The sequence below is a fragment of the Glutamicibacter sp. NPDC087661 genome (assembly GCF_044743275.1).
GTDB lineage: Bacteria > Actinomycetota > Actinomycetes > Actinomycetales > Micrococcaceae > Glutamicibacter.
The window spans coordinates 302,276-315,933 of sequence record NZ_JBIUWE010000002.1 but is presented as its reverse complement, the minus strand read 5'-3'; the positions used below and the strand labels follow the sequence as shown (position 1 = coordinate 315,933).

The following is a 13,658-nucleotide window of genomic DNA, read 5'->3' as shown; positions in this document are numbered from 1 at the left end:
CTGATACCAGTATGACACTAATGAAGTTGAAGCGTCAACCACTTTCCCTAAAAAAGTTTCATCTGGCTATTCAAGAGATCCGTATTTTGATACTGACTAGGAAAGTTTCTACTGAAGTCATTTTTCATGCACCCCTTTACTCAGACGCGTACATGGCTAGACTGAGGCCATGAACGCAAATGACCCAGTTCCCGATCATGCCCAAGAAGAAGCCGAGTTATCCGCAGAGCTAGAGGAAATTTGGCAGGAAGAATCCATCACTACCGCTGCCACGACCGAAATCGCCGATGAAGTCGACGGCGAGCTAGGCACCCGGAACCAGCAATAGGTAGATGGCCTCCACCTATTTCTATCCTGCAAGCAAATCCATCCGAGAGAAACCAATCCCCAGTGAATCCTCGGCGACATTGAAATGGATCCCCGGCATCGCGATGCCGGGGATCCATTGCTTAATCCATGCAGTTTTCGTTGCCTCGGTTAGGGATTGGAGACCAAGCCTTGGCCAACCATCCATTCGAAGGCAACATCCGCCGGTTCACGGCCAACCACGTCCACCTGGTAATTCAGGTCCATCAAGACCTGATCAGTCAGCAACGGAGCGATCTTGTCCATGATCTGCTGGATTTCCGGGTGCTTTTCAAGGAATTCTCCGTTGAAAGCCGGGGCGGCGTTGTAGCTTGGGAAATACTTCCGGTCATCTTCCAGCACGGTCAAGTTAAGCGCCTTGATGCGCCCGTCAGTGGTGAAGACTTCACCGAAGTTGCACGCGCCATTAGCGGTTGCCTGGTAAATGGCACCCACGTCGTACAGACCGATATTGTCCTCAGCCACTTCTGAACCACGGTCGATATCGTAGTGTTCCAGCATTGGAGTCAGACCGTCTCGACGGGAATTGAATTCCGGGTCGACGCAGAACGTCAGATCTTCGGGGTCCAGCGTCTGCAGTTCGGAAAGCTTGGTGATACCCAGCCGCTTGGTCGTTTCTTCGTTCATCGCCAATGCGTAGGTGTTGTTCAACGGTGCCGGATTTCCCCAGATAATTCCATTGGCAACATCCTCATCGTGCACCGACTGCCACTGCTCTTCTTCACCCACAACAGGTGATTCGTGGCCCAAGTAGGTCAGCCACGCGGTACCGGTGTACTCCCAGAGCACGCTCGCGTCGCCGGAAAGCAGCAACTGACGTGCCGGCTGGGAGCCAGGAACATTGGTCAGGTCGGTGACGTCATAGCCGGCAGCCTTGAGCGCGATCACGGTGATCTTCCCCAGCAGCAGCTGCTCGGTAAAGGACTTGGACGTGACGGTCACGGTGGTGTCTTCAGCGTTTTCGACCAGCGGCTTGATCTCGGCGGGGCCGGCGTTGGGCACCGTCCCGGTCGATGGGCTAAGTCCGCACCCAGTCATTCCGATCAGCGCGGCCATGGACAGGACAGCTAAATTCAGTTTGCGGTTCACGAAAGTCCTCTCGGTCGTGCCACCTGTTCGACGACGCGGCCAAGCCAGTCAATCGTCAAAGCCAGCAAGGCCACTAGCAACGAGCCGGCAATCAGCACCACATTCAGGTTCAGGTTCACACCCGTAGTGATCAAGATGCCCAGCCCGCCGCCGTTGATAAAGGTTGCCAACGTCGCGGTGCCTACCAGCAGCACCAGGGCTGTGCGGATGCCCGATAGCATCACCGGGACGGCCAACGGCAGCTCGACCTTCAACAGCACGGACATCTGGCTCATGCCGATTCCCCGCCCGGCCTCCACCAGGCGTTCATCAACCTGCTGCAGGCCAACAATGGTGTTGGAGAGCACCGGAAGAATCGCATAGATCACCAGTGAGACAATGGCAGTTGTCGGGCCGAACCCCAACCAGAAGGCCAAGAGCACGATGACGCCAATGGCGGGTGCGGCTTGGCCGAAGTTGGCAATGGCGCGCACCGCCGGGGCTGCCTTGCGCAGTCCGGGGCGAGTGAGCAGCACGCCGAGCGGAATCGCGATCAGCAGCACGATGAGCGCCGAGATGACCGTGATCTTCAGGTGGTCGAGGGTGTAGCCCCAAATCGTTGCCGGATCCAGCGTTTGCTGTTCGGTCTCGGTCAGGTCGGCTGTTACCAGCCAACCCACCAAGATGGCGAAAGCAGCTGCGATTCCGGCGATCTGCCAAATCAAGCTGCGGGTTTCGGATCTCATGCCGATTCACCATCCTGCCCGGTGGCCGCACTATCGATATTCACGACGTTGATGGCACCCGAGTTCAGGCCAACCGGCGCCTCGTGATTAGCATCCGTGGTGTTGTTCGCGGCCGCGATCGCCTCCATGACGGTCTGCACCGTGATGACACCCGTGAGCACATCACGGCGTCCCGTTACCAGGGCCGACTCGGAACTGGCCACCAGCATGGTGTCCAATGCGTCGTTCAAGGTGGCCTGCTCACCGACGACCGGCATGGATTCATCGTAGGTACCCTCGATGATCTGGGCACGCGACAGTTGCCGGCGGTCCATGCGGCGCAGCGGACGTCCCCGCGAATCAAGCACTACCGCGTATTTGCGTCCGGCGCCCTGCAGCTGCGAGAGCACCTCCGAAGCATTCTTGCCCGGTGTGGTGGTGATGGCTTCTCCCAGTTCCACTTCGTTCACCCGCGTCAAGGTCAGCTGCTTCAAGCCGGCACCCGAACCGATGAAGTTCTCCACGAACTCGCTGGCCGGATTGGCCAGGATCCTTTCTGGGGAGTCGTACTGCTCCAACTGCGCACCTTCGTTGAAGATCGCAATCCAGTCGCCGAGCTTCACCGCTTCGTCGAAGTCGTGGGTCACGCACACGATCGTCTTCTGGACTTCAGACTGGATGTTCAGCAGCTCATCCTGCAGACGCTGGCGGGTAATTGGGTCAACTGCACCGAATGGCTCATCCATCAGCAAGACCGGTGGATCCGCTGCCAATGCACGGGCGACGCCCACACGCTGCTGCTGGCCGCCGGAGAGCTCCTTGGGGAAACGGTCCCGGTAAAGTTCCGGATCCAGCGAGACGAGTTCCAGCAGCTCGTCGACGCGGGCAGCGATCTTCTCCTTGGGCCAACCCAGCATCTTTGGAACCATGGCGATATTGGTCGCCACGGTCATATGCGGGAACAGGCCGCCAGCCTGGATCACATAGCCAATGCGGCGGCGCAGTTCATCACCGTTCATGCCGGTGACATCTTCGCCGTCAATGACGATCTTGCCGCTGGTCGGCTCGATCAGGCGATTAATCATCTTCAGGGTGGTCGTCTTGCCGCAGCCCGATGGCCCCACGAACATCACGATGGACCCGGCAGGGATCTCCAGGGTCAGGCCGCCTACGGCCGATTTCTTTTGTCCCGGGTAGGTCTTGGTTACTTCTTCAAGCATGATCGAAGCGCCAGTGACATTCTGGGCCACGGCATTTTCAGGGATCTTATGTTCAGACACGGATACCTCGCGGGGTAGTCAGTCGGCCAATGCCGAGCAAAATCAAATCAAGAATGAGCGCCAGGATCACGACGCCAACTACGCCGGTGATCACGGATTCCAGGGAGTTCGCGCCGCCCAGACGCGAGAGTCCTTGGAAGATGAACCCGCCGAGGCCAGGACCCAGGGCGTAGGAGACCACTGCGGCGACGCCCATCACCATCTGGGCTGAAATTCGTACGCCAGTCAGGATCACCGGCCAAGCTATGGGAATTTCTACTGATATCAGAGTCTTCAGCCGGCTCATGCCGATGCCGCGCGCTGACTCGATAATGGTTGGTTCGATGTTGTTCAGCCCAACGATCGCGTTGCGCAGAATTGGCAGGGCGGCGAAGAACGTCACCACGATGACTGCCGGAGTAACCCCGAAGCCCACGGGGACAATAAGCAAACCGATCAGGGCAAAGGACGGAATAGTCAGGCCGATGGCGCTAATGCCGTTAGCCAAGCCTGATAGGGGCTTGTTGCGGTATACCAATACGGCAATCAGCACAGCAATAATTGTCGCCAGGATCAAGCACTGCGCGACTAGCGAGAAGTGCTGCCACGAGGCGAAGAGGATATGGCGAGATCGCTCGCCAAAAAAGTCACCCACATTAAAACCTGCTTCACTTTAGTTTCGTATCTAGATCGTTATTTCAAGACTGGTCTCTGGGACCGTAGCTTGCCATGAGTTTAGCCGGGTCAGCGGCGCATGGCCAAGCCACGTTTTCCAGATCAAAACTCTGGCTCGGCCGTATTTAAGGCCAATTGATATCAATTGCCGATCACGAAATATGGTGCACTTTCAGCGAGAAGTGTAGTGAGATAGATTCATGAAACTTGCAACGCTCCGCCTCGCCAGCGAACCAGGCCATACCACCGCTGCTGTCATTGAAGATGGCCGCGCCTACTACTTGGACAATCTCGATTCAGTGCAGCGTTTCCTGCGTCTTGATGACGCAACTCAGCAAGAAGTAGTTGCTCGCGCTTTAGTGGGTGATTCCATCGCCGAGGGCGAAGCCGACTACGCTCCGCTGATCCCCAAGCCGGAGAAAATCTACTGCATCGGGTTGAACTACAAGACGCATGCGGCCGAGGTCGGCGAAGAGCTGCCGAAGTATCCGACGGTGTTCGCGAAGTTCGCTTCCACCCTATGCGGCGCCAAGGACACCATCGAAATTCCAGTGGAAGACCATCGGGTGGACTACGAAGCAGAGCTGGCCATCATTATCGGCAAGCCGGGTCGCCGCATCAGCCAGGAGGATGCAGCCGCGCATATTGCCGGCTACGCCGTGGCCAGCGACGTGTCGATGCGCGGTTACCAGGGCCGCACCCAAGAGTGGCTGCAGGGCAAGATCTGGGATCGCTCCACTCCCCTGGGCCCGTGGCTCGTGACCCCGGATGAGCTGGACCCCGCCGCCCGCATTACCAGCACGGTCAATGGCACCGTGGTGCAGGACGAACAGATCGATGATCTGATTTTCTCTGCTGACGCCTTGGTTTCCTACCTCTCGACATTCAATGAATTGCAGCCAGGCGACGTCATCCTGACGGGTACGCCATCTGGTGTTGCGTTGGGCCGCCGCGACGAGAATGGGCGTCACCCGTGGCTCAAGCACGGCGATTCACTTGAAACTTCGATCGAAGGCCTGGGTACCTCTGCGGTAGTTTTCAACGCGCCGCAGAACTGATATTCCTTGTCGCTTCCGGGGGCCTGTCCGCATTGGCGGGCGGGCCCCCGAGGCGTTAAGCCCCGTTCCCAATTTTGCTATTGAGACTCATTCTCATATAAGCTTGAACGCGTGAATCTCATCGTTCTCTCCGCACTTGATACTTCCAGCCGCGACTCCGGCCTCAGCCACCTGGGACACCACCATCCTGACGCCGTCACCTTGCGCTATGACTTCGTCGACGGCAATCGGCTGGTGCGCCACGTCTCCGGATCTGCAGCCGCAGAACATGCCGAAACCGTTCTTGGGCACCCCTGCATCGGCTGTGCCACGAAGTTCGAGATCCTGCCGACGATCCAACGCCTGGCCCCCGAAGATTCCGAGGCCACAATGATCCTGGCGTTGCCCGCCACATGGCATAGCGGAACAGTGCTGGACATGCTCGAGACAAAGCTCGAACCACTGGAAATCCGGATCAGCAGCATCGTCTTGTCCCTGGATCCCGCCGAATTGGAAAACCAGATGTGGGACCGGCACACCCTCTGGGAATCGGGATTCAACGCCATGGAACGCGATGCGAGGACGTCGGGAGAGTTCTTCTTCACCGAATTGATGCAGGCAGATACCCTCATTCCGGTCGAAGGCCTGGAAACCCAGCTGCTCGAAAGCGCCACCGGTCCACGACGCGCTGGCGGCGCCGACTATGAAGCCGGCCTAGAATTAGCTCGGCAGATGGCACCGCATGCGCATATCTGCGTGCACGAAGAAGGACTCGGCTCCTTCCACCCCGGAGCAGCGCGCCAACGCACCAGCGCCGGGCACCTGCCGCGAACAGCAACCAATGCCCGCACTGCGCCGATCCACCTGCATGCCGAACGTCCGCTTCATCCCGAGCGCTTCCGCAAAGCCCTGCCGTCCCTGGCTGAATCCTGCACCTGCATCCGCGGAATCCTCTGGGTGGCTAGTGCCCTCAGCGAGCGCGTCGCCATCGGCGGAGCCGGTCCGCGCATCTGGATGGAAAACACCGGAGCGTGGAATTCGAATATCGCCGTCTCGGAATTGCTGCTCTACGGATCCGAACACGAAGCTTCGCAGATCGAGACGGTCTTCGAGCAATGCCAGGTCACCGAAGAAGAACTCAAGGACCTGTTCAGCTCCGCACATCATGAAGGAGGTGAATGGCATGAAAGTTAGGAATTCCATCCGCGCATTGAAGAAGGCGCCCGGCTCCCAGGTGGTCAGACGACGAGGTCGCGTCTTCGTGATCAACAAGCAAAATCCGCGCATGAAAGCGCGGCAAGGCTGAAGCCCGGAAATTGCCGGCGTCCACTTCGGTGGATGCCGGCAATGCGGCAGCCAGCCCGAGCCCCGGGCCTGATCGTGAAATAAAGTTAACAAACCGGACATGGCATCCGCCAGCGCGCTTTGTGACACAGTTCTCCCCTTGCCATATGATGGCACTCACATAAGGGGATCGGCTTCTCGCCTGAAACTCTTCATCATCAGTCACTCGCACATAAGGATATTGAGTCCATGGACGCTTTGGGCGATCTCTTCGGGGACATCTCCTCCGTCATTTGGGGACCGTTTGTCCTCATCCCGCTACTTTTGGGTACTGGCCTGTACCTGACCATCCGCTTGGGTGGCCTGCAATTCTTCAAGCTCGCTGCCGCATTGCGCCTGGGCCTGCTCAAGCGCAAGGATGCCGAGGCAGAAGGCGACATCTCGCAATTCCAGGCACTGACCACAGCGCTGGCGGCCACTGTCGGAACCGGTAACATCGTCGGTGTCGCAACCGCCATCGGCATCGGCGGCCCAGGTGCCCTGTTCTGGATGTGGGTCACCGGCCTGCTGGGCATGGCATCGAAGTACACCGAGGCCTATCTCGGCGTGCGTTACCGCGGCACCGACGCCGCAGGCGAAAAGTCCGGCGGTCCGCAGTACTACCTGGAACGCGGCATTAAGGGTCCGCTGGGCAAGTTCCTGGCCCTGTTCTTCGCCATCGCCGCCACCCTGGCCTGCTTCGGCATCGGCAACATGACCCAGGGCAACTCCATCGCCCTGAACTTGGAGAATTCGTTCCACGTCACCCCATGGGTTACCGGTGTCGTGCTGACCGTGCTGTCGATCGCTGTCCTGGTCGGCGGCATCAAGTCCATCGGCCGTGTCACCGCTGGATTCGTTCCGGTCATGATCGTCTTCTACGTGGCCGCATCGATCTACATCCTGATCGCTAACGTCGGCGGCATTCCTGCAGCTTTCGGCGAGATCTTCACCGACGCCTTCACCGGCACTTCCGCTGTTGGCGGCTTCGTCGGCTCGGCCATCATCATCGCTGTCCAGTACGGTGTTGCCCGCGGCATCTTTTCCAACGAATCCGGCATGGGTTCGGCTGCTATCGCTGCCGCGTCGGCACAGACCACCCACCCGGTTCGCCAGGGCCTGGTCTCCATGACCCAGACCTTCATCGACACCATCATCGTTGTTACCTGCACCGGCCTGGTCATCATCACCACCGGCACCTGGAAGGTGATCGATGAATCCACCGGCGAGCAGATCTCCGCTGCGTTGATGACCGGCCAGGCATTCACCCACGGCCTGCCTGGTGAATGGGGCCACTGGATCGTGACCATCGGACTGGTCATGTTCGCCTTCTCCACTATCTTGGGCTGGAGCTACTACGGCGAGCGCAACATCGAGCGCCTCTTCGGCCGCAAGCTCGTGATGCCATTCCGCATCGTCTTCTCGCTGGTCGTCTACGTAGGCTGCACCACCGAGCTGACCGCCGTTTGGAACTTCTCGGACATGATGAACGGCCTGATGGCGCTGCCGAACCTGATCGGCCTACTGATCCTCTCGGGCATGGTGGCTCGCGAAACCCACTGGTACCTCAAGCATGACCCGAAGCTGGAAGCCAACAAGGCGCAGATCGAGGACTTCATGAATGATCGTCCGGGTTGGGCTGAATGGAAGGCTGGCGACGTCGTCGGTTCCTCTCGCAACCGCGGTGCCCACGAGGCATAGGCTCCGCAAGCTAAAAGAACCCGTTCAGCATCTGATTGATTCCAGATGCTGAACGGGTTCTTTGCTGTTGGAAGACAGCTAAAGACTTAGGCGTTCCACAGGCCGTAGGAGTCGGCCAGGTCGGCGATCTTCTGGGCACGGGCCAGACGCGGCAGGTATGAGCCATCGCCCACCGAAGCGCCGGCGGCGTGCGCTTCGAGCAGTTCCATGGCCCAAGACAGCTCGTCTTCGCTGGGTGCCAACGCGGCGTTAATGCCATCTACGTGATCGGTGGACAACGACAGCTTGCCGGTCATGCCCATGGAGGCGGTGATGCGGGTTTCTTCGGTCACCTTGGCGGCATCGGCACCTGCCGGTGGAGGTCCGTCGATAGCGCCAGGCAGCTTGCCTACACGCGAAGCGATCACGAGCCGGCCGCGTGCGTAGGCCAGTGCCATCGGGTCGTCGGAGACGCCCGTGTCCTTGCGGAAGTCGTTGATGCCGAACGCCAGGCGGAAGGTACCCGGGGCCGAAGCGATCTGCGTGGCGTTCTCGATACCCAAAGCGGTTTCGATCAAGGCCAGGACCGGAGTGCCCGCGCGCAGCCTCATCGCGCTGTAGGTAACCTGTTCAGGCTGCTCGGTCATGGCCAGCATGATTCCACGCAGGCCGGGAGTTCCCGACAGCGCGGCAAGGTCATCGGCCCAGAAATCAGTGTCAATGCCATTGACGCGCACCCACGCAGTCATGCCATTGGACAGTGCGCGCACTACGTTATCGCGAGCCTGGATCTTCTGGTCGTCAGGAACGGCAGCTTCCATATCAAAAATCACCGAGTCCGCTTCACAAGCCAGTGAAGGAGCGAAAGTTTCCTCCTTGGCCGCATTGACCAAGAGCCAGGAACGGGACAATTTTGCAGGAAGAGCCGCAGCTCGACGATTTCGGAATGCCATACGTCCTACACTACTCACTTGGCCCTCCAAGCTTCCACTGGCCATGTACAGTATTTGCTTCAAGTGAACCAAAAGGCGCGGAATGCAGCGCTGGAGCAATCCTGTTACGCATTGCCAAGATGGGCCGGGTCATCTTCTGCGCGGTAGAGCTGAACATGGATGCAGTGTTGCCCGTGGTGCTTCCCGGCTCCCGCGTTCCGCCATTTCCGAAGTCCGATTGCAGGTGGGACATACGGGTATTGATCTTCGGTGGTACTGATTCTCCAGATCAACCGCCTCCCGCTAATTCCATTTGCCGGAACCGGAGGATTTCCTTCGCACAATTTCCCGCGGCTTTATTTTCGGGTAGATGCCGCCACCCTGCGGTCCAGCAGCATCCAAATGCCCCATTCAAGTGCAGGTTCTGCCCATCTGGCTACTGCGCGAAGCAGCGGGCTGCCTGCCCGAATCGAGTGGCGTATAACCAATTTCACAACTGTTAAGCTTGCTCGCAGTCCACGGTGACGGCCAAATATAGCTGGTCAATATATCTGCGATAACCTCTTCCAGCGGTCTAGTTCTTCTTCCGAGCAGGCCGTCTCCTTCGAAAAACTGAAGGGATCTGCTCATGAAAGGTGCAGCCGTGGCGAACGATTCCACGCAAGTGAAAACCGTTTCCGACGGAACGAAACTTGAGCGCGGCCTGTCCAGCAGGCACATCCAACTCATGGCGATCTCCGGAGCAGTCGGCACCGGCTTGTTCATGGGCTCCGGCAAGACCATTTCCGCTGCTGGACCGTCCGTCATCTTCGTATACATGATCATCGGTTTCATGCTCTTTTTCGTCATGCGTGCCATGGGCGAGATCCTGCTCAGCAACTTGAACTACAAGACCTTCGCAGATTTTGCCGGCGATCTCTTGGGACCTTGGGCTGCCTTCTTCACCGGCTGGACCTATTGGTTCTGCTGGGTTGTCACCGGCATTGCGGACGTAGTCGCGATTGCCCAGTATGTCGCCTACTGGTGGTCCGAGATCCCGTTGTGGCTCCCCGCGCTTTGCTGCATCCTGCTATTGGTCGGGCTGAACCTGCCCACGGTCAAGGCTTTTGGCGAAACCGAGTTCTGGTTCTCCTTGGTGAAAATCGTTGCAATCCTGGCGTTGATCGTTTGCGGCCTGGCAATGATTGCCACCGGGTTCAGTTCTTCCGAGGGAGACACCGCTTCCTTCGTCCACCTGTGGGCGCACGGCGGCATGTTCCCCACTGGTTTCATGGGCTTCGTCGCAGGCTTCCAGATCGCCGTTTTCGCCTTCGTCGGCATTGAATTGGTAGGTACGGCTGCGGCTGAAACCAAGGATCCTGAAAAGAATCTCCCGAAGGCCATCAATTCCATTCCGCTGCGCGTGATCCTGTTCTACGTCGGTGCCTTGACCGTCCTGATGGCCGTCACCCCCTGGTACAAGTTCTCCGCTGATGCATCGCCATTCGTTGGCATGTTCTCGATGGCTGGCTTGGCCGCAGCTGCAGGTCTGGTCAACTTCGTCGTGCTGACGGCCGCCGCTTCAAGTGCAAATTCCGGAATCTATTCGACATCGCGCATGCTGTACGCCCTGTCGCAGGATGGAGATGCTCCGCAGAAGTTCAGCAAGCTTTCTGCCACGCAGGTGCCACGCAATGCGTTGCTATTCTCCTGCATCTTCCTTCTTGCTGCCGTCGTGCTGTTGTACGCGGGTGACTCCGTAGCCCAGGCCTTCACGTTGGTGACCACGGTGTCTGCCCTGTGCTTCATGTTCGTCTGGTCAATGATCCTTATCAGCTATTTGGCCTTCCGCAAGCGCCGCCCGCAGCTGCATGATGCCTCCAAGTTCAAGGTCCCCGGCGGCATGGGAGCCCCCTACATGGTCCTAGCTTTCTTCGTATTCGTCCTGTGGGCATTGACCACGCAGGCCGATACGCGTGCTGCGTTGCTGGCTACGCCCCTGTGGTTCCTTGTAGTTGGAATGTTCTACCTGAAGGTGCGCAAATCCGACGGCCACCAGGCCCTGCGCGCAGCACATCGGGCAAAAGTCCGCGCGGAGAACGAGGCCGCTGCAATCCATCGGCGAAGCTAGGCGCTTGGCAAAGGATGCCAAGGCCTAATTGTGCCGGGCAACTACATATTCGTAAGGGATATCCCTGCCGACGAGTAGGACTTCTAGCAACCCCAGGCTTTCTCCGTACCTCTGATAAGCCAATGGCACCTGCTTGCGGATCCCGGTACTGATCTTGGAGAAGTACAACAGTGTTCCGTCCTTCCAGCGGCCGGTGTGCCCGTGGGCGAAAACCTCATTCCATTCCAGCACGGACGCAGAAAATCCGTTGAGCATCTGAATGCTGTCATCCATGTCCAGCCCTCGAACAAGGAATTCTGGGTGCCCGATGCGACTCAGGCCAACGGTGTAGGCAAGCGATGGGCTGATCCGGTCCGACTCAACAAAAATCACTTCATGTCCGTAGTCGCGGATCCGCTGGTCGATCAGGGCTTCCAGTTGCTTGCGTGTCATGCCATTGCACATATCGCACATGGTCCAGTTCCTTTCCTCTGCCTGCTCATCTTTTGACGATGCGGCGCAGTTCCTAGTGAGCAGACTGTTGCTGGATCACGGCGAAGTCCCTGGGTTGCATGCAATGCAGGGTTCTTATCGGGATGTCGCCAAGGATCAGACTGGTGAGGGGAAGAGTGTTCAGTTCCGCCTCTGGCTCCGAGAAAATGAGCTCGCTAAATAGCGATGTGTTGTGGGTACCTTCGGAAAAGACTTGTCCATGCTCGACGACTTGTGATGCCAGATGCGTGAGAAGCCCAAAAACATCATCTTCGCCTCCACCGATACTGACGATTTCAGGATGCCCTCGTTTCGCCAATCCCAGCGTGTACCCCAGGACCTGTTGCTGCCTTGCCATAGTGCTGAGCACTACGGCATACCCCTTCTCTGATATTTCGCGCAGTGCAACAACGCCAAGTAGCTGCATTTCGGGCAACGAGCTGCGGACACTGAGATGGACGCCTTCAGGATTACGCATCGCATTCCTCCTTGGTTGATCTGATGCCAGCAAGTGTGGCGCGAATTCATCGCCCCGGCAGGAACTTTCTACGATTGTGGATATCCCAAGACAACGGCCTCAGAACAGCCCGGCGCATGAAAAAAGCACTGCCCGCAACGAGTCGTTGCAGGCAGTGCTTTTTCGCCAGCTTTTTCTACCTGGCCTTTTCTGCTTCCGCAGCCACAGCCGCGGCTACAGCAGGCATCACGCGGTCATCGGTTGCCGAAGGAATGATGTAATCCGCTGCCAGATCATCACCAACCAGGTTGGCAATGGCATGGGCCGCGGCGACTTTCATGCCCTCGGTGATCTTCTTGGCACCGGAGTCCAGGGCGCCGCGGAAGATGCCCGGGAAGGCCAGCACGTTATTGATCTGGTTCGGGAAGTCGCTGCGGCCAGTGGCCACCACGGCTGCATACTTCGCGGCAGCATCCGGCATGATTTCCGGGGTCGGGTTGGACAGCGCGAAGATGATGGCGTCCTTGTTCATCTTCGCCACGGCAGCTTCTTCGAAGGTCGATGAGGAAAGTCCCACTACGACATCCGCGCCGTCCAGTGCCTCAGCCAGGCCACCCATGACATCTTCACGGTTGGTGCGACTGGCCAGGTCGGCCTTGACCGGATTAAGGTCGTCTCGTTCGCGGTGGATGGTGCCACGCGAGTCGAGCACGATGACGTCATCCACGCCGGCCGAAAGCAGCAGGTTGGTGACGGCGACGCCAGCCGAACCGGCACCGGAGATGACGACCTTCAACGAGCTGATGTCGCGCTTGGTCTGGCGGGCCGCGCCGATCAGAGCTGCCAGCACCACCACCGCGGTGCCGTGCTGGTCATCGTGCATAACAGGGATATCCAGCGCCTCGATCAGGCGCTTTTCGATTTCGAAGCAGCGCGGGGCGGAGATGTCTTCCAGGTTCACGGCGCCGAAGCTCGGGCGCAGGCGAATGACGGTTTCGACGATTTCATCGACGTCGGTGGTGTCCAATACCAGCGGGATCGAATCCAGGCCGCCGAATTCCTTGAACAGGGCGCTTTTGCCTTCCATGACCGGAAGCGAGGCAGCGGCGCCGATGTTGCCCAGGCCCAGCACAGCGGTGCCGTCCGAAACCACAGCAACCAGGCGGGAGGCCCAAGTGTGGGTTGCGTGCTTGGCTGGATCATCTGCGATGGCCTGGGATACCTTGGCTACACCCGGAGTGTAGGCGATGGACAGGTCGCGCTTGGTGTTCAGCGGCATTTGCGATGAGACGGAAAGCTTGCCGCCAAGATGGGCGTCGAAAATCTCTTCGTCGGTGATGGTGGACAGGTCTTTAGTGGATTCAACAGACATTGAATAGCTCTTCTTTCAAGAAAGTTCTGATTGACGAAAACGCAGTACCCACGAAATTGGTGGCAGAGCGTAGGAACGCGCATGACCATTCATCCGACCGCAATGGAGCGTGACCCACAGGCAATTAAGGAGGGCGTCAGGCTTCCATGTACACAATTCCCAGAGGGGCTCCGCCGGGTGAGG

The 13,658-nt window shown here is 58.5% G+C and carries 14 protein-coding genes; 6 read left to right on the top strand and 8 right to left on the bottom strand.

Going from position 1 to position 13,658, the window contains the following annotated elements:
• Window positions 1-169 precede the first annotated feature (169 nt).
• The gene (locus tag ACIOTN_RS08280; protein WP_166650780.1) at window positions 170-328 is read left to right on the top strand and encodes a hypothetical protein; all 159 of its coding nucleotides are present in this window, start codon (window positions 170-172) and stop codon (window positions 326-328) included.
• A gap of 149 nt (window positions 329-477) precedes the next feature.
• Here ACIOTN_RS08280 and ACIOTN_RS08275 read toward each other — a convergent pair whose 3' ends face one another.
• From ACIOTN_RS08275 to ACIOTN_RS08260, 4 genes are read right to left on the bottom strand one after another with little or no spacing between them, the layout of a single operon-like run.
• Window positions 478-1,455, bottom strand: a complete 978-nt coding sequence (locus tag ACIOTN_RS08275; protein ID WP_219844107.1) for a glycine betaine ABC transporter substrate-binding protein — start codon at window positions 1,453-1,455, stop codon at window positions 478-480.
• Window positions 1,452-2,180, bottom strand: coding sequence for an ABC transporter permease (locus tag ACIOTN_RS08270; protein ID WP_402735121.1), 729 nt, complete (start codon window positions 2,178-2,180; stop codon window positions 1,452-1,454). Before ACIOTN_RS08270 ends, ACIOTN_RS08275 begins: the two co-directional genes overlap by 4 nt.
• Window positions 2,177-3,439, bottom strand: coding sequence for a betaine/proline/choline family ABC transporter ATP-binding protein (locus ACIOTN_RS08265; protein WP_105656262.1), 1,263 nt, complete (start codon window positions 3,437-3,439; stop codon window positions 2,177-2,179). Before ACIOTN_RS08265 ends, ACIOTN_RS08270 begins: the two co-directional genes overlap by 4 nt.
• A complete protein-coding gene (locus tag ACIOTN_RS08260) occupies window positions 3,432-4,073 on the bottom strand; it encodes an ABC transporter permease (protein WP_105656261.1) in 642 nt (213 codons plus the stop codon). The genes ACIOTN_RS08265 and ACIOTN_RS08260 overlap by 8 nt, the downstream gene beginning before the upstream one ends.
• Window positions 4,074-4,293: 220 nt before the next feature.
• On the opposite strand from ACIOTN_RS08260, the gene ACIOTN_RS08255 reads away from it, so the two are divergent.
• The 4 genes from ACIOTN_RS08255 to ACIOTN_RS08240 all read left to right on the top strand — a co-directional run bounded on the left by ACIOTN_RS08255 (window position 4,294) and on the right by ACIOTN_RS08240 (window position 8,154).
• The gene (locus ACIOTN_RS08255; protein ID WP_332731296.1) at window positions 4,294-5,151 is read left to right on the top strand and encodes a fumarylacetoacetate hydrolase family protein; all 858 of its coding nucleotides are present in this window, start codon (window positions 4,294-4,296) and stop codon (window positions 5,149-5,151) included.
• 111 nt (window positions 5,152-5,262) lie between these two features.
• Window positions 5,263-6,324 carry a GTP-binding protein gene (locus ACIOTN_RS08250; protein ID WP_402735120.1) on the top strand — a complete coding sequence of 354 codons (1,062 nt, stop codon included), beginning with the start codon at window positions 5,263-5,265 and terminating at the stop codon, window positions 6,322-6,324.
• Complete coding sequence (gene ykgO / locus ACIOTN_RS08245; protein ID WP_081461171.1) at window positions 6,314-6,436, top strand: type B 50S ribosomal protein L36; 123 nt, start codon at window positions 6,314-6,316, stop codon at window positions 6,434-6,436. Before ACIOTN_RS08250 ends, ykgO begins: the two co-directional genes overlap by 11 nt.
• A 227-nt stretch (window positions 6,437-6,663) precedes the next feature.
• Window positions 6,664-8,154: a sodium:alanine symporter family protein gene (locus ACIOTN_RS08240; RefSeq protein ID WP_105656258.1), complete on the top strand. Its 1,491-nt coding sequence runs from the start codon at window positions 6,664-6,666 to the stop codon at window positions 8,152-8,154.
• A gap of 86 nt (window positions 8,155-8,240) precedes the next feature.
• On the opposite strand, the gene ACIOTN_RS08235 is transcribed toward ACIOTN_RS08240, so the two are convergent.
• On the bottom strand, window positions 8,241-9,086 hold the full coding sequence (locus ACIOTN_RS08235) for a CoA ester lyase (RefSeq protein WP_105656257.1): 846 nt from the start codon (window positions 9,084-9,086) through the stop codon (window positions 8,241-8,243).
• Window positions 9,087-9,693: 607 nt separating this feature from the next.
• Here ACIOTN_RS08235 and ACIOTN_RS08230 point away from each other — a divergent pair.
• Window positions 9,694-11,175, top strand: coding sequence for an amino acid permease (locus ACIOTN_RS08230; RefSeq protein WP_105662001.1), 1,482 nt, complete (start codon window positions 9,694-9,696; stop codon window positions 11,173-11,175).
• A gap of 24 nt (window positions 11,176-11,199) precedes the next feature.
• Here the strand turns inward: ACIOTN_RS08230 and ACIOTN_RS08225 are convergent, their stop codons facing one another.
• The 3 genes from ACIOTN_RS08225 to ACIOTN_RS08215 form a co-directional block, all read right to left on the bottom strand.
• On the bottom strand, window positions 11,200-11,607 hold the full coding sequence (locus ACIOTN_RS08225) for a DUF4262 domain-containing protein (protein WP_181148764.1): 408 nt from the start codon (window positions 11,605-11,607) through the stop codon (window positions 11,200-11,202).
• Window positions 11,608-11,680: 73 nt separating this feature from the next.
• Window positions 11,681-12,124: a DUF4262 domain-containing protein gene (locus ACIOTN_RS08220; protein ID WP_332731302.1), complete on the bottom strand. Its 444-nt coding sequence runs from the start codon at window positions 12,122-12,124 to the stop codon at window positions 11,681-11,683.
• Window positions 12,125-12,299: 175 nt separating this feature from the next.
• A complete protein-coding gene (locus ACIOTN_RS08215) occupies window positions 12,300-13,475 on the bottom strand; it encodes an NADP-dependent malic enzyme (RefSeq protein ID WP_105662003.1) in 1,176 nt (391 codons plus the stop codon).
• Window positions 13,476-13,658: the final 183 nt, after the last annotated feature.

What these genes read in the sequence shown, in the direction of transcription:
- ACIOTN_RS08280 (WP_166650780.1), top strand. Translation starts at nt 170, where the DNA reads ATGAACGCAAATGACCCAGTTCCCGATCATGCCCAAGAAGAAGCCGAG.
- ACIOTN_RS08270 (WP_402735121.1), bottom strand. Translation starts at nt 2,180, where the DNA reads ATGAGATCCGAAACCCGCAGCTTGATTTGGCAGATCGCCGGAATCGCA.
- ACIOTN_RS08255 (WP_332731296.1), top strand. Translation starts at nt 4,294, where the DNA reads ATGAAACTTGCAACGCTCCGCCTCGCCAGCGAACCAGGCCATACCACC.
- ykgO (WP_081461171.1), top strand. Translation starts at nt 6,314, where the DNA reads ATGAAAGTTAGGAATTCCATCCGCGCATTGAAGAAGGCGCCCGGCTCC.
- ACIOTN_RS08240 (WP_105656258.1), top strand. Translation starts at nt 6,664, where the DNA reads ATGGACGCTTTGGGCGATCTCTTCGGGGACATCTCCTCCGTCATTTGG.
- ACIOTN_RS08235 (WP_105656257.1), bottom strand. Translation starts at nt 9,086, where the DNA reads ATGGCATTCCGAAATCGTCGAGCTGCGGCTCTTCCTGCAAAATTGTCC.
- ACIOTN_RS08230 (WP_105662001.1), top strand. Translation starts at nt 9,694, where the DNA reads ATGAAAGGTGCAGCCGTGGCGAACGATTCCACGCAAGTGAAAACCGTT.
- ACIOTN_RS08225 (WP_181148764.1), bottom strand. Translation starts at nt 11,607, where the DNA reads ATGACACGCAAGCAACTGGAAGCCCTGATCGACCAGCGGATCCGCGAC.
- ACIOTN_RS08220 (WP_332731302.1), bottom strand. Translation starts at nt 12,124, where the DNA reads ATGCGTAATCCTGAAGGCGTCCATCTCAGTGTCCGCAGCTCGTTGCCC.
- ACIOTN_RS08215 (WP_105662003.1), bottom strand. Translation starts at nt 13,475, where the DNA reads ATGTCTGTTGAATCCACTAAAGACCTGTCCACCATCACCGACGAAGAG.